At 53.1% G+C, this 16,704-nt stretch carries 20 protein-coding genes and 1 pseudogene; 15 read left to right on the top strand and 6 right to left on the bottom strand.

What is annotated here, in order from left to right; translation table 11 throughout:
* Positions 1 to 145 precede the first annotated feature (145 nt).
* The 11 genes from MIH18_RS19980 to MIH18_RS20030 all read left to right on the top strand — a co-directional run bounded on the left by MIH18_RS19980 (position 146) and on the right by MIH18_RS20030 (position 9,065).
* Positions 146 to 970 carry an ATP-binding cassette domain-containing protein gene (locus MIH18_RS19980; RefSeq protein WP_249005566.1) on the top strand — a complete coding sequence of 275 codons (825 nt, stop codon included), beginning with the start codon at positions 146 to 148 and terminating at the stop codon, positions 968 to 970.
* On the top strand, positions 952 to 1,749 hold the full coding sequence (gene mlaE / locus MIH18_RS19985; RefSeq protein ID WP_249009018.1) for a lipid asymmetry maintenance ABC transporter permease subunit MlaE: 798 nt from the start codon (positions 952 to 954) through the stop codon (positions 1,747 to 1,749). The genes MIH18_RS19980 and mlaE overlap by 19 nt, the downstream gene beginning before the upstream one ends.
* 27 nt (positions 1,750 to 1,776) lie before the next feature.
* On the top strand, positions 1,777 to 2,226 hold the full coding sequence (mlaD, locus tag MIH18_RS19990; protein ID WP_249005565.1) for an outer membrane lipid asymmetry maintenance protein MlaD: 450 nt from the start codon (positions 1,777 to 1,779) through the stop codon (positions 2,224 to 2,226).
* A 36-nt stretch (positions 2,227 to 2,262) separates the two neighbouring features.
* A complete protein-coding gene (locus tag MIH18_RS19995; RefSeq protein ID WP_249005564.1) occupies positions 2,263 to 2,928 on the top strand; it encodes an ABC transporter substrate-binding protein in 666 nt (221 codons plus the stop codon).
* Positions 2,925 to 3,266 (top strand): STAS domain-containing protein, encoded by a 342-nt coding sequence (locus tag MIH18_RS20000; RefSeq protein ID WP_249005563.1) that lies wholly within the window; start codon positions 2,925 to 2,927, stop codon positions 3,264 to 3,266. Before MIH18_RS19995 ends, MIH18_RS20000 begins: the two co-directional genes overlap by 4 nt.
* 118 nt (positions 3,267 to 3,384) lie before the next feature.
* Positions 3,385 to 3,627 carry a BolA/IbaG family iron-sulfur metabolism protein gene (locus MIH18_RS20005; RefSeq protein ID WP_249005562.1) on the top strand — a complete coding sequence of 81 codons (243 nt, stop codon included), beginning with the start codon at positions 3,385 to 3,387 and terminating at the stop codon, positions 3,625 to 3,627.
* 30 nt (positions 3,628 to 3,657) lie between these two features.
* Positions 3,658 to 4,920: a UDP-N-acetylglucosamine 1-carboxyvinyltransferase gene (gene murA, locus MIH18_RS20010; RefSeq protein ID WP_249005561.1), complete on the top strand. Its 1,263-nt coding sequence runs from the start codon at positions 3,658 to 3,660 to the stop codon at positions 4,918 to 4,920.
* A 41-nt stretch (positions 4,921 to 4,961) separates the two neighbouring features.
* Positions 4,962 to 5,600 carry an ATP phosphoribosyltransferase gene (gene hisG / locus MIH18_RS20015; RefSeq protein WP_249005560.1) on the top strand — a complete coding sequence of 213 codons (639 nt, stop codon included), beginning with the start codon at positions 4,962 to 4,964 and terminating at the stop codon, positions 5,598 to 5,600.
* A gap of 288 nt (positions 5,601 to 5,888) precedes the next feature.
* The gene (gene hisD / locus MIH18_RS20020) at positions 5,889 to 7,196 is read left to right on the top strand and encodes a histidinol dehydrogenase (RefSeq protein ID WP_249013316.1); all 1,308 of its coding nucleotides are present in this window, start codon (positions 5,889 to 5,891) and stop codon (positions 7,194 to 7,196) included.
* Between the two features lie 39 nt (positions 7,197 to 7,235).
* Positions 7,236 to 8,300 (top strand): histidinol-phosphate transaminase, encoded by a 1,065-nt coding sequence (hisC, locus tag MIH18_RS20025; RefSeq protein WP_249005558.1) that lies wholly within the window; start codon positions 7,236 to 7,238, stop codon positions 8,298 to 8,300.
* 21 nt (positions 8,301 to 8,321) lie between these two features.
* A complete protein-coding gene (locus MIH18_RS20030) occupies positions 8,322 to 9,065 on the top strand; it encodes a Nif3-like dinuclear metal center hexameric protein (RefSeq protein WP_283164058.1) in 744 nt (247 codons plus the stop codon).
* Between the two features lie 12 nt (positions 9,066 to 9,077).
* On the opposite strand, the gene MIH18_RS20035 is transcribed toward MIH18_RS20030, so the two are convergent.
* Positions 9,078 to 9,524 (bottom strand): DUF1043 family protein, encoded by a 447-nt coding sequence (locus tag MIH18_RS20035; RefSeq protein ID WP_249005557.1) that lies wholly within the window; start codon positions 9,522 to 9,524, stop codon positions 9,078 to 9,080.
* 228 nt (positions 9,525 to 9,752) lie between these two features.
* Between MIH18_RS20035 and zapE the strand changes: the two genes are divergently transcribed.
* Complete coding sequence (zapE, locus tag MIH18_RS20040) at positions 9,753 to 10,856, top strand: cell division protein ZapE (RefSeq protein ID WP_249014655.1); 1,104 nt, start codon at positions 9,753 to 9,755, stop codon at positions 10,854 to 10,856.
* Between the two features lie 51 nt (positions 10,857 to 10,907).
* Positions 10,908 to 11,284: pseudogene (locus MIH18_RS20045) on the top strand (hypothetical protein); the annotation flags it as partial.
* A gap of 65 nt (positions 11,285 to 11,349) precedes the next feature.
* On the opposite strand, the gene MIH18_RS20050 reads toward MIH18_RS20045, so the two are convergent.
* The 3 genes from MIH18_RS20050 to MIH18_RS20060 form a co-directional block, all read right to left on the bottom strand.
* Positions 11,350 to 11,643: a ComEA family DNA-binding protein gene (locus tag MIH18_RS20050; RefSeq protein ID WP_349292875.1), complete on the bottom strand. Its 294-nt coding sequence runs from the start codon at positions 11,641 to 11,643 to the stop codon at positions 11,350 to 11,352.
* 386 nt (positions 11,644 to 12,029) lie between these two features.
* On the bottom strand, positions 12,030 to 12,269 hold the full coding sequence (locus MIH18_RS20055) for an MBL fold metallo-hydrolase RNA specificity domain-containing protein (RefSeq protein WP_249005556.1): 240 nt from the start codon (positions 12,267 to 12,269) through the stop codon (positions 12,030 to 12,032).
* Complete coding sequence (locus MIH18_RS20060; RefSeq protein WP_249005555.1) at positions 12,266 to 12,490, bottom strand: hypothetical protein; 225 nt, start codon at positions 12,488 to 12,490, stop codon at positions 12,266 to 12,268. Before MIH18_RS20060 ends, MIH18_RS20055 begins: the two co-directional genes overlap by 4 nt.
* Before the next feature lie 33 nt (positions 12,491 to 12,523).
* Between MIH18_RS20060 and MIH18_RS20065 the strand changes: the two genes are divergently transcribed.
* Complete coding sequence (locus MIH18_RS20065) at positions 12,524 to 12,892, top strand: histone-like nucleoid-structuring protein, MvaT/MvaU family (RefSeq protein WP_249005554.1); 369 nt, start codon at positions 12,524 to 12,526, stop codon at positions 12,890 to 12,892.
* A gap of 149 nt (positions 12,893 to 13,041) precedes the next feature.
* Here the strand turns inward: MIH18_RS20065 and MIH18_RS20070 are convergent, their stop codons facing one another.
* Positions 13,042 to 13,998, bottom strand: a complete 957-nt coding sequence (locus tag MIH18_RS20070) for a sensor domain-containing diguanylate cyclase (RefSeq protein ID WP_249005553.1) — start codon at positions 13,996 to 13,998, stop codon at positions 13,042 to 13,044.
* 3 nt (positions 13,999 to 14,001) lie between these two features.
* Positions 14,002 to 15,054 (bottom strand): response regulator, encoded by a 1,053-nt coding sequence (locus tag MIH18_RS20075; RefSeq protein ID WP_249013317.1) that lies wholly within the window; start codon positions 15,052 to 15,054, stop codon positions 14,002 to 14,004.
* Positions 15,055 to 15,249: 195 nt separating this feature from the next.
* On the opposite strand from MIH18_RS20075, the gene sbcB reads away from it, so the two are divergent.
* Positions 15,250 to 16,698, top strand: a complete 1,449-nt coding sequence (sbcB, locus tag MIH18_RS20080) for an exodeoxyribonuclease I (RefSeq protein ID WP_249005551.1) — start codon at positions 15,250 to 15,252, stop codon at positions 16,696 to 16,698.
* The last annotated feature ends 6 nt before the right edge of the window (positions 16,699 to 16,704 follow it).

A 16,704-nucleotide genomic window follows, 5' to 3' on the forward strand; every position in this document is an offset into this window, starting at 1 on the left:
AGAGTATAACATTGGGCAGGCGTGGGCTGTCTTTGAATGGGTCAAAACCCGGCTGCGGCCAGTTCGCAAGGTTACATTTTAGCCATAGCGGATTGAGCTTGAGTGCATCTTGGCATAATGTAGCGGCTCTTTTAAGGGGTGGGTTATGGCAGAAGCTGCTTATATTTCCTTGGAAAACGTGGTTTTTTCGCGGTCTGGGCGGCGTATTTTTGATGGCCTCAGCTTGCAAATTCCTCGTGGCAAGATCACTGCGATCATGGGTCCTAGTGGCACCGGGAAAACAACATTGTTGCGTTTGATTGGCGGACAGCTGAAGCCGGAGTCTGGCTCGGTTTTGGTTGACGGCCACAACATACCCAAGCTGCGGCGTGGTGCGCTGTATCAGCTGCGAAAAAAAATGGGCATGCTGTTCCAAAGTGGGGCCCTGTTTACCGATGTGAGTGTTTACGAGAACGTGGCGTTCCCGTTGCGGGTACACACCAAACTGCCGGAAGACATGATTCGCGACATCGTTCTAATGAAGCTGGAAGCCGTGGGCCTGCGGGGCGCGCGCGACCTGATGCCCGCAGAGCTGTCCGGCGGCATGACGCGGCGAGTGGCCTTGGCGCGCAGCATTGTGCTGGACCCGGAGTTGATTATGTACGACGAGCCTTTCGCCGGCCAAGACCCCATCGCCATGGGCGTGGTGGTGAAGCTTATTCGACAACTGAACAGTGCCATGGGTCTGACCAGCGTGCTGGTGTCTCACGACGTACCGGAATCTCTCAGTATTTGTCACTACGCCTGTATTCTTTCTGACGGCAAGGTGATCGGCGCTGGCACGCCGGAACAACTGCGTGAACACTCATCAGAGAAAGTGCAGCAGTTCTTGCAGGGCAAGCCCGACGGGCCCGTACCTTTTCACTATCCGGCGCCAGAACGCGCCGCGGATTTCGGGCTGGCAGTCCTGCAATCGGGAGCAAAGCAATGATGGATGCGATTGCCCGCCTGGGCAAAAACACGCTGGATTTTCTGGCGTCTTTTGGGCGAGCCAGTCAGTTTTTGCTGGGCGTGCTGGTAGGTGTGCCAAAACCGTCGGTGGGCTTGCCGCTGCTGCTGAAACAGATATATTCGGTTGGGGTGCTGTCACTGGTGATTGTGGTGGTTTCCGGGCTGTTTATTGGCATGGTACTTGGCTTGCAGGGCTACACGATTCTCAGCGACTTTGGCTCTGAGTCGGCCATTGGCCAGATGATCGCCCTGACCCTGGTGCGCGAATTGGGACCGGTGGTGACCGCGCTCTTGTTCGCTGGCCGCGCCGGTTCGGCGTTGACCGCAGAAATTGGCTTGATGAAAGCCACAGAGCAGCTTTCAAGCATGGAAATGATGGGCGTAGACCCTTTGCGCCGAGTCATAGCGCCGCGGCTATGGGCGGGCTTTCTGAGTATGCCCATTCTGGCCCTGGTGTTTTCGATGGTAGGTATCCTTGGTGGTATGCTGGTGGGAGTGGAATGGCTGGGTGTGTTCGAAGGCTCGTTCTGGGGCAACATGCAGGCTTCGGTTGATTTTCGTGACGACGTGCTAAACGGCGTCATAAAAAGTGTGGTGTTTGGTTTTGTGTGCGCCTGGATTGCGGTGTATCAAGGCTATGACTGCGTGCCAACATCCGCCGGCATCAGTTCGGCAACCACAAAAACCGTGGTGTATTCGTCGCTGGCCGTGCTTGGGCTGGACTTTATATTGACCGCCGTAATGTTCGGCAATTTCTGATTATCTGGAAATTAACAGGAGCCGGTGATGGCGCAAAGAACCACTGAAATAATTGTTGGATTGTTCGTGCTGGCAGGCATGGGTGCCATGATGTTTTTGGCGCTGCAAGTCAGCGGTTTGTCATTGGCTGCGGCTGGCAGCACCTACACCGTATATGCAGACTTTACCGATACGGGAGGCCTGGGGGCACGGGGTAAAGTGTCAATGGCGGGAGTGCAGGTTGGTTCTATCGAGTCGATCGAGCTGGATCGCGATACGTTTAAGGCCCGCGTAACATTGTCCATTAACTCCGATGTCAACAACATCCCTGCTGACAGCGCCGCGATGATACGTACATCCGGTCTCCTGGGTGAGCAGTATATTGACATATCCATTGGTGGCGATTTGGAGTCCCTGCAGCCGGGTGACAACTTTTACACCACCCAGTCGGCGATGAATATCGAGCGGCTGATCAGTAATTTTGCCTCTGGCCGTTAAGGCCTTTTTAACAAGCACCCAACCGGAGACACCAAGATGACCGTCGCGCGTTATCGATCCATTTTTCTGTTCGTTTTGCTCAGTCTGCTTGCCGTGTCAGTTCAAGCCGATACTGAAGAACAGTTGCGAGCCTATGTGAACGACAACACCCAACGCATGGTTGAACAGCTTAACCGGGAACGGGGGTTGTACCAAGACGACTCCGAAGCGTTTTACAGCAGCATGAACCAGGCTATGGAGGGTTTTGTGGACTTCCGCCGCATTGCTGCCCGGGTAATGGGTCGCTATGCCCGCCAGGCGACTCCGGAACAGCGTGATCAGTTTGTAGAAAAGTTCAAACGCAGCTTATTTGAGAGCTATGCCCAGGCTTTAGTAGAATCGCGCAACTTTCGCATCGAGGTGCTCGGCGCTACGTTCAACCCCCGCGATGATAACCGTGCGTCTGTGGATATGCAGGTGATTACCGAAACAGGCAATCGCTACCCTGTTACCTACTCCATGTACCGCGCCAAAAATGACCAGTGGATGATGGAAAATGTGATCGTGGAAGGGGTGAATATCGGACTGGCGTTCCGTGACCGGTTCAGTCAGGAAATGGAAGCCAACAGAGACCAGGTGCAGGTGGTGATCGACGGCTGGAATGATGCGGCTGAGAGCCTTAATCTAGAGCAGGCCATTGACGAAAAAGCAGGGCAACAATGAGCGTCAGTAATCCTCAGCCAACGCTTAATTTCAGCGACAACAACTTGACAATTGACGGCGAAGCCGACGCCATGGCCACTGCGGACCTGCGCCAGCGCGGAGAGGCTTTGTTGGCCGGGGCCAAAGGCGATATCACCGTGGACTTGGCAAAGTTGACTAGCGCTAGCAGCTCGTTGCTGTCGGTACTTTTGTGTTGGCAACGGTTCGCGCGCGAGCGCTCGCTGAACCTGCGCTTTGATCACCCCGGTGAGCGCTTGCTGGCGTTAGCTGCGCTGGCAAGTCTGAATGACGCATTACCAGGATTTTCTCCTGTCAGATCTGGCGTAAACGCGGATTAACCTGGCACGCATCGCTGGCGACCAGCATTGATGCGGATTATCCGATGCGAAAGCTGACCCCGGCTAAGGAATTGGTTACAATTCCGCCCCTTGATTTTTCAATGTCCGAGGAGTGTTTATGGATGTCGCCGAAATTACCACGCTGGTGCAGAATGAGCTGCCAGACTGTGAGATTCAGGTGCAGATTGACGGCTCACATTGCATGGTTGTGGCAGTGGGCGACGTTTTTGAAGGTTTACCAACCATCAAGCGCCAACAGCTGATCAATAAAGCGCTGTTTCAGATGATTATGGATGGCACCATTCACGCTCTGCATCCCAAGGCCTTTACTCCCGCCGAATGGGCTGCGCGCCAGGGCTGATAGCCCGCAAAATACAGGATACTATTTGTTGTGGATAAACTTCTGATTCGCGGGGGCAGGACGTTAGACGGTGAAATTCGCATCTCCGGCGCCAAAAACGCTGCTTTGCCGATCCTTGCTGCGACACTTTTGGCCGATGAACCGGTCACCATCAGCAATCTGCCGCACCTGCACGATGTCACCACCATGATTGAGCTGCTTGGCCGTATGGGCGTTGAGCTGATGATTGATGAGAAGATGAGTGTTGAAATTCACGCCAACACCATTAAGCACTTCCATGCGCCCTACGAGCTTGTGAAAACCATGCGCGCGTCCATTCTGGTATTAGGCCCGTTGGTAGCGCATTTTGGCGAAGCACAGGTTTCTTTGCCCGGCGGTTGTGCCATTGGTAGCCGCCCGGTGAACCTGCACATTCAGGGCCTGGAAGCCATGGGTGCTGAAATTTCCGTAGAAAATGGGTACATAAAAGCGAAAACCAATGGCCGCCTGAAAGGCGCGCACATTTTCATGGATATGGTGACCGTTACCGGTACTGAAAACCTGCTGATGGCAGCGACTCTGGCCGACGGCAAAACCATTCTGGAAAATTCCGCGTGTGAACCAGAAGTGGTGGATTTGGCTGAGTGCCTTATTGCCATGGGCGCCGATATTAAAGGTCACGGTACTTCTACTATTGAGATTAACGGTGTAAAGCGTCTGCATGGCTGCCACCATCATGTACTGCCCGACCGAATTGAAATTGGCACCTATCTTGTGGCTGCCGCTGCTACCGGTGGCAGAATAAAACTGAAAGATACCCGCGAAGGTTTGATGGATGTGGTGTTATCGAAGCTGGAAGAAGCTGGCGCCCACATTACCAGTGGTAAAGACTGGATAGAGCTGGATATGAAAGGCAAGCGGCCCAAAGCCGTCAGTATTCGTACCGCCCCTTATCCTGCATTTCCTACTGATATGCAGGCCCAGTTTGCGGCCATGAACTGTATCGCTGAAGGTACGGGCACCATCATAGAAACGGTTTTTGAAAACCGCTTTATGCATCTGCAAGAGCTGATCCGCATGGGTGCCGATATCACCATGGAAGGCAACGCGGCGATTATAAAAGGCGTTGACCATTTGACTGGTGCACCGGTCATGGCCACCGACTTGCGTGCCTCTGCCAGCCTTGTGATTGCGGGCTTGGTAGCCCGGGGCGACACGGTGGTTGATCGTATTTATCACATCGATCGCGGCTATGAGTGCATCGAGGAAAAACTGCAGTTGCTGGGTGCCAGCATTCGCCGTTTGCCGGGTTAAGTAACACGGCAGCAAAGAGTTAACGGGAAACCGGATACGATATGACAGATTCCATCACTATTGCCTTGTCGAAAGGCCGCATTCTGGAAGAAACCTTGCCCTTGCTGGCAGAAGCCGGAATTGAGCTGATCGACGACGTAAATAAGTCCCGCAAGTTGGTGTTTCCTACCACCAACGACCATGTGCGCGTGCTTATTCTTCGAGCCACCGACGTTCCGACCTATGTGCAATACGGTGCTGCTGACTTGGGCGTGACGGGCAAAGACACGCTGATGGAACACGGTGGTGAAGGCCTCTACGAGCCGCTGGATTTGAATATCGCTCGCTGCCGCCTGATGACCGCCGGCGCCAAAGGGTGTCCGGTCCCGACTGGGCGCTTGAAGGTCGCTACCAAGTTTGTGAATCTGGCGCGGCGCTATTATGCCGCTCAAGGCCGCCAAGCCGACATTATCAAGCTTTACGGTGCTATGGAGCTGGCGCCGATTCTGGGTCTGGCCGATGAGATCGTCGACATTGTTGATACCGGCAATACTTTGAAAGCCAACGGCTTGGAAGCGCGGGAATTGATCGAACATATCAGCACCCGATTAATTGTGAATCGTGCTTCCATGAAAATGAAACACGAACGTATAAAACCCATTATTGAAATGATGTCGGCTGCGGTGGAAAAGCGTCGATAGCTAGCGAGGACTGGAGTGGGCGCCCGGGAAGAGTTTTTTGCCCCGTTGTTTTGGAGTTAAGCAAGTGAGGGGCAGCTTTTCAAAACACGCTCAAGCACATCCATGTGACGCTTGGGCTCCGCCATCCATGGCTCCGCACAGTTTTGAAAAGCCGCCCCGCACTTGCTTTGCTGTACCTTAGGTGATGGCAAACTCTTTTCGGCGCGGGCTGCTTATTTTCTATAGCCCGCACTCTTTCACTCTCAGTTCTTATTCACTCTCAGTTTTATTAACTACAGGGTTTAGCACATGACCGTTAACATCCAGCGATTGAACGCCTCCGATGCAGGCTTTGACAGCGCGCTGTCTGCCCTGTTGGCCTGGGATGACAGCGTGGATCATCAGGTGAACGAGTCGGTGCGCCATATTCTGCACGAGGTGAAAACCCGCGGTGACGCGGCTGTTCTGGAGTTTACCGCCAAGTTTGACCGCCTGAACGTTAGCAGCGTAGCCGAGTTGGAAATGAGTCAGGAACGGTTGCAGCATGCCTTGAAAACCATTCCTCAGGACCAGCGTGATGCCTTGGAGCACGCGGCTCGCCGGGTGCGGGATTATCACCAGCGCCAGCGTCAGGAATCCTGGCAATATGAAGACGCCGACGGCACGGTGCTAGGGCAGAAGATTACACCGATTGATCGGGCAGGGCTGTATGTGCCCGGCGGCAAAGCGGCCTATCCGTCGTCGGTTCTGATGAACGCCATACCAGCAAAAGTCGCCGGCGTGGCCGAAGTGATTATGGTGGTGCCGACACCGGATGGCGTGGTGAATGACATGGTGCTGGCGGCGGCGGCGATTGCCGGAGTAGATCGGGTATTTACCATTGGGGGTGCTCAAGCAGTGGCCGCGCTGGCCTATGGCACTGAAACGGTGCCGGCGGTGGATAAGATTGTGGGCCCGGGCAACATTTTTGTAGCGACTGCCAAGCGCGAGGTGTTTGGCACCGTGGGTATCGACATGATTGCCGGGCCGTCGGAAATTCTGGTGATTTGTGACGGTCAGACCGATCCGGACTGGATTGCGATGGATCTATTTTCCCAGGCCGAGCACGACGAGCAGGCGCAATCGATTCTGATCAGCCCCAGCGCCGAGTTTCTGGATGCGGTGGCAGCCAGTATTGAACGACTGCTACCCACCATGGAGCGGGCGGAGATTATCCGCACCTCATTGGCCGATCGCGCGGCTCTGATTCAGGTTGCCGATCTGGCAGAAGCGGCCAAAGTATCCAATCGAATTGCGCCGGAGCATCTGGAATTGTCCGTTGCTGATCCGCAAGCGTTGTTGGCGGACATTCGCCATGCCGGTGCTATTTTTATGGGCCGGTATACCGCCGAGGCCCTTGGGGACTATTGTGCCGGCCCGAATCACGTGCTGCCTACTAGCGGTACCGCGCGCTTTTCATCGCCTCTGGGTGTCTATGATTTCCAGAAGCGCTCATCTATTATCGGATTTAGCGCCGAAGGTGCGAGCCGTATGGGGCGAGTGGCTTCCGTACTGGCCAGAGGCGAGGGCCTGACCGCCCACGCGCGCTCGGCAGAATACCGAATTCAGCAAGATTAGACGCCGCATTACCAACGGCCACCGCTACGGAGAACACACATGAGCAAATTCTGGAGCCCACTGGTTCACAATTTGGTGCCTTACATTCCTGGCGAACAGCCCAAAATCGCTAATCTGGTAAAACTCAATGCCAACGAGAACCCCTTTGGGCCGTCGCCCAAGGTCATCGAAGCCATTCAAGCCGAGCTTAACGACAATCTGCGCCTGTATCCGGATCCCGAGGGTCAGGCGCTGAAGGAAACCATTGCCACCTACCATGGTATTAAAGCCGACCAAGTGTTTCTGGGTAACGGTTCCGACGAAGTTTTAGCGCATGTTTTTTGCGCACTGTTTCAGCAGGACCAACCGATACTTTACCCGGACATCAGCTACAGCTTTTATCCTGTGTATTGCGCTCTTTACAACATCAAAGCTCGCAAAGTGCCATTGAATGACGAGTTTGCGATTGACCCTGATGATTACAGCCAGCCCAACGGAGGCGTCATTTTTCCCAATCCGAATGCGCCCACTGGCCGCTACCTGAACCTTACCGAGATTGCGGTGGTGCTAAAGGCCAATCCCGACCGAGTCGTCGTAATTGACGAAGCTTACATCGACTTCGGCGGCGAAACCGCCATTGACTTAATTGACCTTTATCCAAATCTGCTGGTTACTCAAACTCTGTCGAAATCACGTTCGCTGGCGGGTTTGCGGGTCGGTTTTGCTGCCGGTAATGCGGGACTGATAGAGGCTTTGAACCGGGTGAAAGACAGCTTCAACAGCTATCCTCTCGATCGCCTTGCTTTGGCGGGCGCACAGGCCGCGTATGAAGACGATGACTGGTTTCAGGACAGCCGAAACGGGGTGATTCGTGAGCGCGAGCGGGTTAGCAAATGTTTGCAGAAACTGGGCTTCGAGGTGCTTCCGTCCAGAGCTAACTTTGTGTTTGCCCGCCATCCGCAACGGGCTGGAGTTGATTTGGCGAACGGCTTACGAGAGCAAGGTGTGATCGTTCGGCACTTTAACAAGCCAAGAATCAACGATTTTCTGCGTATCACCATTTCTAAAGCGCCACAGAACGATGCTCTTTTGGAGGCGTTAAAAACACTCTGTGATACACGCTGATTATCGAGGTCTGGCACTGCTATGGCGCATAGAAACGAGATTATGGCGCTGCTGGAGAGCTGGCTGACGCCCGAAAAATTTCAGGATTACAGCCCTAACGGGCTTCAAGTGGAAGGAAAGGCCGAGATAAACACGCTGATTACCGGCGTTACAGCCTCACAGGCGCTACTGGATGCGGCGGTGGAGTTGAAAGCAGATATGGTTCTGGTGCACCACGGTTATTTCTGGAAAGGTGAAGACCAGCGTGTAGTGGGTATAAAGCGCAATCGCTTGAAAACCCTGCTGACTCACGAGATCAATCTGGTGGGTTATCATCTGCCGTTGGATGATCATCCGCTGTATGGTAACAACCGCAATCTGGCCCGGGTGTTAGGTATTGATAGCCCGGAGCCTTTGAACGGTCTGGTGTGGCGTGGTGAGTTTGCTCAGGCGTTAACGCCTCAGGCGCTAAGCGAGCGTATTTCGGGTTGCTTGCAGCGGCAACCTTTGCATATTGAGGGCGGACCAGACCTGATCAAAACGGTGGCTTGGTGCACCGGTGGTGCGCAGGGATTTATTGATACTGCGGCGGATGCAGGGCTGGATGCTTACATAAGCGGAGAGATTTCAGAACCCACGACTCATATCGCCAGAGAGCGGGGGATTCACTATTTTGCGGCTGGGCATCACGCCACCGAGCGTTACGGCGTTCAGGCGTTAGGGGAGGCCTTGGCGAAGGAGTTGGGTCTGGCCCACCGGTTTATCGAGTGCGATAACCCGGCTTAGGCCAGCATGTTCTCAGGCTTTTGCTTTGGCCCTAGCTTTGGCTTTTTCTTTCAGACCGTAATCTTCTGCCAGCGTGCCAGAACCGTCAGGGTCTTTTGGCGCATAGTCGCGAGGCGGTTCTGAACCTTCTTTGCGCTCATCTTTCAGGCGTTGAGCTGAGTTCTGCTCTAGCTCATGGATCAGCTCGTCGTCGTTACACAGGCGAGTTGCGCTTTTGGCCATGTGCTGATTAACATCGCGATAGCTGTCATTGAAGCGGCGCAGTAGGTGGGCGGACTCCATAAAGTGCTCGTTAACCTGCGCCTGATAGCGGGTATATTCGTTGCGCAGCTCATCAACTTGCTGCTCGGTGCGACGTTGCCGCAGAGATGAGCCTTGCCCGGTAGAGCGGCCCAGCAATACCCCGATCAGAATGCCAACCACCAGGGCGGCAACTGCTGCCATAATCAGGTTTGTCATAAGTTGCTTTGTCCTTTTAAAAATAGTGAACCGTAGAACAGGTAATGAGTATAACGTCACTGACTCCATACGCCCACGACAAAAGCTTGAGCCAATCGTCTTATTGTCGCGTTGTGGCACCACATGGCGAAAAAACTCAAATTGCGCGAGAATGCAGCGCCAAAATCGACCAGTAACCCTTGGAAACCACAGATGACAGCGTCTATGCCCACTGCCAGTTCAATCAATATGCCACCCTGGCAACGCTACCAGCAGGACCTCCAACGTCCGGAGTTCCTGAGTGATGCTGCACAGGAGGATGCCGTAAAGCGTCTTCAATCACTTTACGACAAACTGTTGGCAGCGGAAAGCTCCCGCGACAGCAAGATGTCAAAATTGCGTCGCAAGCTGGGCAAGGGAACGGGCAAAAAGGAGCCGATCACCGGTCTGTATTTTTGGGGCGGCGTTGGCCGCGGAAAAACCTATCTGATGGACACATTTTTTGAGGCCCTGCCGTTCGAACGCAAAATGAGAGTGCATTTTCACCGCTTTATGCAGCGCGTTCATAATGAACTCAAGCTGTTGAAGGGGCAAAAGAATCCTTTGGAACTTGTGGCCAAAAAATTTGCCGATGAAACCCGGGTTATTTGTTTTGACGAGTTTTTTGTGTCCGACATTGGTGACGCGATGATACTGGCCACCTTAATGCAAGGTCTGTTCGAGCGTGGCGTTACTTTGGTGTGCACGTCTAACATTGTTCCTGACGGCTTGTACAAAGACGGTCTGCAGCGGGCGCGCTTTCTTCCGGCTATTGAGCTGGTAAAAAAACATACCGATGTGGTGAATGTAGATGGCGGCGTAGATTACCGCTTACGCACGCTGGAACAAGCTCAGCTTTATCATTCGCCGCTGGGGGCTGAAGCCGATGCCAGTCTGACCAAGAGTTTTGAAAATTTGGCGGTGGAAGCAGGCAAGCACAGTAAATCGATGGAAATAAACGGCCGCAAGATTCCAGCCCGTGCCCATGCCGATGACGTGGTGTGGTTCGATTTTGAAGCTGTTTGCGACGGTCCTCGCAGCCAGAATGACTATATCGAATTGGCCCGCCAGTTCCACGCCATTATCATCAGCAATGTGCCGCTGTTGGGTAAGGACAGAGACGACCAGGCTCGACGCTTTGTCAATATGATCGACGAATTCTACGATCGTAATGTAAAGGTTATTATTTCGGCGGCGGTGCCAATCGTAGAACTATACGCCGGCGGCCGGCTAAACTTCGAATTTGAGCGCACTGAGTCGCGCTTGCTGGAAATGCAATCCAAAGACTACTTGGCTGCGCCCCATAGACCATAAGTTTTTGTGCAGTGCCTGAGGGCTGAAATACGCTTGAGCGAGCTTCCGTTAATAGCAACCATGTCAAGCGCTCCGTATTGGTTGTTAAAAGCACGCAGTGGTTACCGCATGGGGCCAGGCGATGGCCTCAGGACCACATGTTTTTTGACGGTTTGGAAGATGCTGAAACGGGCTGTTTGATAGGTACTTTTGCGCAAGAAATGGCCGATAAAAAAGGTCATACTCGAGAAGGCATGGATAACTACGCCATCAGCTCCCTCAATCGTGCGCAACGCGCAATTGAACAGGGCCACCCCGTAGGCTCAATAGGTTCGCGAATTTTGGTCACTCCGATGTAAGCGCTGCAGCGCTGCGGCAAAAAGAAAGGTGCTGCGGCCCTGTGTATTGGCGGTAGTGAAGCAACTGCGATGGCGATCGAAATGTTATAAGGCGGAGGTGGGGCTGGTTGGCGTTAAAAAAACGGGTGGTTGCTTAATCGCAACCACCCGTTTTTTTAGGGTGCCTTGGGGCTATTTATGTCTTGAGTCTTTAGCCGGTTTGCATTTTTTTCGACTGTTCGTGCGCCAATGCCTTTAACGTTGGTCAGGTCTTGGGTGCTGGCGAAAGGGCCGTTAGCCTCTCTGTATTCCACAATTGCTTGGGCTTTGCTTTGGCCAATGCCTGAAAGCGAGGCCAGGCTGGTGCTGTCGGCGGTATTGATATTGATGCTCGCCGCCTGAGCAAAGGCAAAGCCGGACATCAGGCTTAACAAAAGAGTAAGCGTAGCGAGCAGTGAGCTGCGTTTCATGATTTAACTCCGGACGTTCTCGTCGGTTGTTGTGGTTAGTATCCACACGGCGCCACGGGACTAAACCAGAGCCGAAAAGGGCAGGCGCAACTTCAAGAGATAGGAGAGTAGGTTGCTACGGGGCGCACGGCACAGCTGACATCCTTGCCAGCTGTGTTGCCCGTGACTATGACCCCGGCCTGATCCATCAGGCTTCACCCATCCTGGGCGCATCTTCCCTGAATTCCATCCTTGTATGCCCGACTCCTTCGAGCGCCCCCGGTTCCGTGGGGTTTCTTCCATGTGTTAGCATTCCGTGCCAGCGTGTCATCCTTGACCGTTAAAGTGTAACCAATTTCGCTACGCTTTGTTGTAAGCCTTTTACCCTTTGTTGTGTAAGTTCAGGCTTACAAAAAAGCGCACAGAGCGTATGTCAGATCATATATCCACTCAAGCGCCCAGCTCCGGTACCTCGGCGTCCCACCTGAGGGTTTCATGCAGGCGACGGCGCACTTGGTCGCTGGCAACCATTCAAGAATCTCGTTGTAGTCGCCGTGGGCCGACAGTAACGTCAGATTATGTATTTGAGCCTTCACCGGCCAGTATTCACCGTGGAGTTTTACTTTGCTGGCTTCGTTAACCTTCATGCAGAAAAACCAGCGTATATCTCTGCCGATAACGTCATTAAGAAATCAGTGACAATTGATAATGCCTTAACAGAAATGGTAGAGGTTTTGGAGTCTGAAGTAATTGTAAGTTTTAATACGGTGGATATTTCATTAATACTTTGATTTGGCGTTACTGATTCATTACTATTGATATCGACATTTTGGTGACTACATACAATTGGTATATTGTCATCGTTCATATCAGGCACTTCAGACCTTAAGGTTTAAATTTCATGGCGAAAATTAACGATTATTATCAAAAGAAGCAGCTGATGGAAAAGCTGGCGGCAGAGCTGGAGAAGCTGGAAGAAGATCAAGCACTGAAAAGTGAATTGGCGTTTGAAAACAAAGTTCGTGAATTGATGGGCGAATACAATAAATCGCCGAAAGACGTCGTGCAGATTCTGGCCGCGATTGATCCGTCTATTGCTTCGTTATCAACCGCCACGACTGGCGGTGGTAATCGTGCCAAACGCCCGGAAAAAACTTATCGCAACCCGCACACCGGCGAAGTGGTTAAAACCCGTGGCGGCAACCACAAGACGCTTAACGAGTGGCGTGAAAAGCACGGAAAAGAGGCAGTACAGAGCTGGCAGGACTAGTCTGCCAGTCATAATCTGGCTGCAGTCATAGTGTGCAAAAAACCGGAGCGCTTATTTACCAGCGCTCCGGTTTGCGTTTCTGATGGCAAATATTATTATTGGGGCTCAAGTAGTTACTGGTCAGCCGCAACCAGCATCAAAAACGGCCACTAGAAAGTAACAATCTGATTGCGCCCACCCTGTTTCGCGGAGTACATAGCTTGGTCTGCCTGCTCTAACCAAGCCATATAATTTTTTGAATTATCGGTGAGAGGCGCGATGCCAATGCTGACGGTGTAGCTAATGTCGTGGCTATCTACTGTGACCGTTTCCCGTGAAATGGCGCTCAAAATACGCTCACAAATAGTGAGAGCCCCTTCAGTATCGGTTTCTGGCAGAATAATAGCGAACTCTTCCCCGCCATAACGCCCGGCGCTGTCTGAATGGCGCAAGTGTCTGCGGGTTGTTGCCGCGGTGTGGCGAATCACTTCATCTCCTACCAAGTGACCGAAGCTATCGTTAATGGCTTTAAAATGGTCAATATCAAACATCACCAATGTGCTGTTGCCACCGTAGCGCCGATGGCGTGAAAATTCCGCATCCAGTAGATTTTCCCAGGTGCCGCGGTTAAATAGTCCCGTCAATTTGTCGATCATGCTTAGCTTGGCAAGTTGATCGTTAGCGCGCTCCAGTGCCCGTTTGCTGCTGGCAATATCGGTAACGTCGTAGATCATCAGGCACACTTTTTCTACTTTCCCAGACGGGCCGCATAGCGGGCTGATGGTGAGGTTCTGATACATGAACTCTTCGGTACCGGTAATTGGCCGGGTATTGCGAAAGCGCAGCAGGTAAGGGCGCTGCTCCCACGACGTAAACGCGCGAGTGTTCAGCAGGGTCACGGCTTCAACTTTACTGCTGAGCCAGGCGCGGGGGATGTCCGGGAACAGCTCGAACAACACCTGATTGTGAATTTTGCTGGCGGTCATGCCGCTGTGATGCTCCATGAAGCCGTTCCACATCTGCACGCGGAACTCCAAGTCTAGTACGACCAGGCCAACCTCCACAGACTCAACCATGTCAGCCATCCAGTGGAACGAGCTTACGCTTTCCGAGTTTAATGATGGCATTCGTTACTCCGCCAGGTATTGTAAACGTTGCTGCAAAAATGGCAGCGAATCTTCGGTAAAAAGCACAAGCATGTCACATTGAATATTATGGTTTTCAATGGTGTAAGTGATTTCAATGCACAACAGTTGCTGCTCGTGATTATAATGGTGGTCCAACAGCTCGGCAATCTGTCGATGCTGGCCTAGTACCGTTGGGTGGCTAAGGCCCAGCCGTAAATTCATCTGATCGCCAATGCCTTTCAAAAATGCGCCGAACAAAATGCTGGACATGTCCATTAGCACTTCAATATTGACCGCCGGGCCGTCCAGATTGTCGTAGTGCAGCATCTCTGCCATTTCGCGAAAACTGCTGTCTGCGAACAGCAGCATAGCTTCGCCGGCAACTCCGGCTCCGGTGAAGCCCTGGCATACGGCCGAATAATGCGCTTCATCATCCGCCGCGGCGATGGTCATGTGCAGTTCGGAACTGGCAATAAAAGCCACTTTCGGTATCGGCTGGCGCACGAAAATACCCAGTAAACGTGCTAACAGATCTGATGAGCGCCCCATGGCGATATTGGCGATTTCCCGCAGGTAGTCATTCAGCAATAATTGCAGGTCAGGGTTGGTGTTTGCAGAGTGGCTCGGGGTGTCGGTCTCCGGCTGCGAGCCCGAAGGTGGAGCAGTTGAAGGTTGAGGTTGCTCCGGCTCGCTGTAAATGCCGTACTGGGCAAGCAGCCCTGCAACCGCTGACGGGGCTGTCGGTTTGTTAAGAAAAGCCACGGCCCCCAAACTAAAAACCCGGGCCTTTGCCTGGGGCTGAATGTCACCAGACACCACAATGGTCAGCAGCTCGATCTGTTCGCTGCGAAGATGCGCAAGCACTTCGTAGCCGTCCAGGTCGGGCATATTCAGGTCCAGAAACAGTAGGTCTGGCACGTTGTTGCGTATATGGGCGAGTGCTTCACTGCCATTGCGGCAGAAGCTGACCTGATGACGCAATGCGGTTGGCAGCGCTCGGGCCATCTGTTTGCGAGCCATCTCGGAATCGTCGCAAATCAGTATGTCAGGTAACATATGCAAATCCAGGCAAAATGGAAGTGTTTGGATGTTACAACAGTGAAGCCTCGTATGTACATTGGTGCTACGTTAATTGTATGAGATCTGTACATATATAAATGGCCGGTGCTTTTGTGTAAGCCGGCTACAACCGGGCGCGGGCAGTATTTTCTGTCAGAATCAGCGCCGTATTATTTGCAGGAGTTTGCGGTTTTGACCCCCACATTTTACTGGCACGATTATGAAACCTTTGGTGTCGACCCATTGCACGACCGACCCTGTCAGTTTGCAGGTGTCCGCACTGACAGCGAGCTCAGTATTATTGAAGAGCCTTTGGTTATCTTCTGCCGGCCATCTGATGATTATCTGCCGGCCCCTGAAGCCTGTCTGATTACCGGGATAACACCGCAGCAAGCCACGCAGGAAGGCTATCCCGAGGCCGAATTCATTACGATGATCAACAGCGCCTTCAGTCAGCCTGGCACCTGTGTGGTGGGCTATAACAGTTTGCGTTTTGATGATGAAGTAACCCGCAATACTCTGTATCGCAACCTGCGGGACCCTTACGGTCGGGAATGGCAAAATGGTAATTCGCGGTGGGACCTGATTGATGTGGTGCGCCTGGCTTATACGCTGCGTCCAGAAGGCATAGAATGGCCGCTAAAGCCCGATGGTAGCCCGAGCTTTCGCCTAGAAGATTTGGCCCGAGCCAATGGCCTTGAACATGGCCAAGCCCATGATGCCATGTCTGATGTAACCGCAACGCTTGCGCTGGCGCGACTGATCAAGGAGCGCCAACCCCGGTTGTTTGAATTTGCGCTGGCCAACAAATCCAAGCAGGCGGCCCGCAAAATGCTGGATACCTCCACACGAAAGCCAGTTTTTCACGTGTCCGGAAAGTACCCGGCCAGCCAGGGCAGTTGCGCGCTGGTAGCGCCAGTTGCCGAACACGCCAGCAACAAGAATCAGGTGATTGTTTATGATTTGCGCGAAAATCCTAATGAACTGATTAAAGCCAGCGTTGAGCAGATTCGCGAGCGGGTTTTTACCGCGCAGTCTGCGTTACCGGAAGGCATTCGCCGATTCCCGCTAAAGGCGATTCAGCTGAACAAGTGCCCGGTATTGGCGCCGGCGACCATGCTGGCGACGCTCTCGCCGGAACGTTTGCAACAGCTGGACCTCGATGGTGAGCAGATGCGTCGCCATCTGGCCATTCTGCGCCAGGCAGGGCCAGATTTTGGGCAGCGCGTGGCCGCTGCTTTCGAACGTGATTATGACACCAAGCTGACGGATCCGGACGAACAGATTTATGCGGGCGGCTTTCTCAGCCCGGGGGACCGTGGGCAATTGGATCGCGCGCTGGCAATGGAGCCGCAGCAGCTTGCCGAAAGCGAATTCCAGTTTACCGACCAACGCTTGGCCGAAATGCTGTTTCGTTATCGTGCTCGCAATTATCCGGATACCTTGAGCGGTGAGGAAATGCAGCGTTGGGAGCAGTTTCGCGAGCAAAGATTGACCCAGCCAGCGAAAGGTTGGTTGTCACTTGCCGAATATGGCGCGGAACTTCAGCGCCTGATGGCGAAGCCAGATATAACTCGGCAACAACGGCACATTCTCGAAGAACTGCACTTGTATGGTGAAGCTATTTCCCCTTACTTGTAGAGGCAA

Source organism: Marinobacter sp. M3C, from assembly GCF_023311895.1.
Taxonomy (GTDB): Bacteria; Pseudomonadota; Gammaproteobacteria; order Pseudomonadales; family Oleiphilaceae; genus Marinobacter.

Bases quoted from the DNA above. Each gene is read 5' to 3' on its own strand.
- MIH18_RS19980 (WP_249005566.1), top strand. From the start codon at position 146: ATGGCAGAAGCTGCTTATATTTCCTTGGAAAACGTGGTTTTTTCGCGG.
- mlaD (WP_249005565.1), top strand. From the start codon at position 1,777: ATGGCGCAAAGAACCACTGAAATAATTGTTGGATTGTTCGTGCTGGCA.
- MIH18_RS19995 (WP_249005564.1), top strand. From the start codon at position 2,263: ATGACCGTCGCGCGTTATCGATCCATTTTTCTGTTCGTTTTGCTCAGT.
- MIH18_RS20000 (WP_249005563.1), top strand. From the start codon at position 2,925: ATGAGCGTCAGTAATCCTCAGCCAACGCTTAATTTCAGCGACAACAAC.
- MIH18_RS20005 (WP_249005562.1), top strand. From the start codon at position 3,385: ATGGATGTCGCCGAAATTACCACGCTGGTGCAGAATGAGCTGCCAGAC.
- hisG (WP_249005560.1), top strand. From the start codon at position 4,962: ATGACAGATTCCATCACTATTGCCTTGTCGAAAGGCCGCATTCTGGAA.
- hisD (WP_249013316.1), top strand. From the start codon at position 5,889: ATGACCGTTAACATCCAGCGATTGAACGCCTCCGATGCAGGCTTTGAC.
- hisC (WP_249005558.1), top strand. From the start codon at position 7,236: ATGAGCAAATTCTGGAGCCCACTGGTTCACAATTTGGTGCCTTACATT.
- MIH18_RS20030 (WP_283164058.1), top strand. From the start codon at position 8,322: ATGGCGCATAGAAACGAGATTATGGCGCTGCTGGAGAGCTGGCTGACG.
- MIH18_RS20035 (WP_249005557.1), bottom strand. From the start codon at position 9,524: ATGACAAACCTGATTATGGCAGCAGTTGCCGCCCTGGTGGTTGGCATT.
- zapE (WP_249014655.1), top strand. From the start codon at position 9,753: ATGCCACCCTGGCAACGCTACCAGCAGGACCTCCAACGTCCGGAGTTC.
- MIH18_RS20050 (WP_349292875.1), bottom strand. From the start codon at position 11,643: ATGAAACGCAGCTCACTGCTCGCTACGCTTACTCTTTTGTTAAGCCTG.
- MIH18_RS20055 (WP_249005556.1), bottom strand. From the start codon at position 12,269: ATGAAGGTTAACGAAGCCAGCAAAGTAAAACTCCACGGTGAATACTGG.
- MIH18_RS20060 (WP_249005555.1), bottom strand. From the start codon at position 12,490: ATGAACGATGACAATATACCAATTGTATGTAGTCACCAAAATGTCGAT.
- MIH18_RS20065 (WP_249005554.1), top strand. From the start codon at position 12,524: ATGGCGAAAATTAACGATTATTATCAAAAGAAGCAGCTGATGGAAAAG.
- MIH18_RS20070 (WP_249005553.1), bottom strand. From the start codon at position 13,998: ATGCCATCATTAAACTCGGAAAGCGTAAGCTCGTTCCACTGGATGGCT.
- MIH18_RS20075 (WP_249013317.1), bottom strand. From the start codon at position 15,054: ATGTTACCTGACATACTGATTTGCGACGATTCCGAGATGGCTCGCAAA.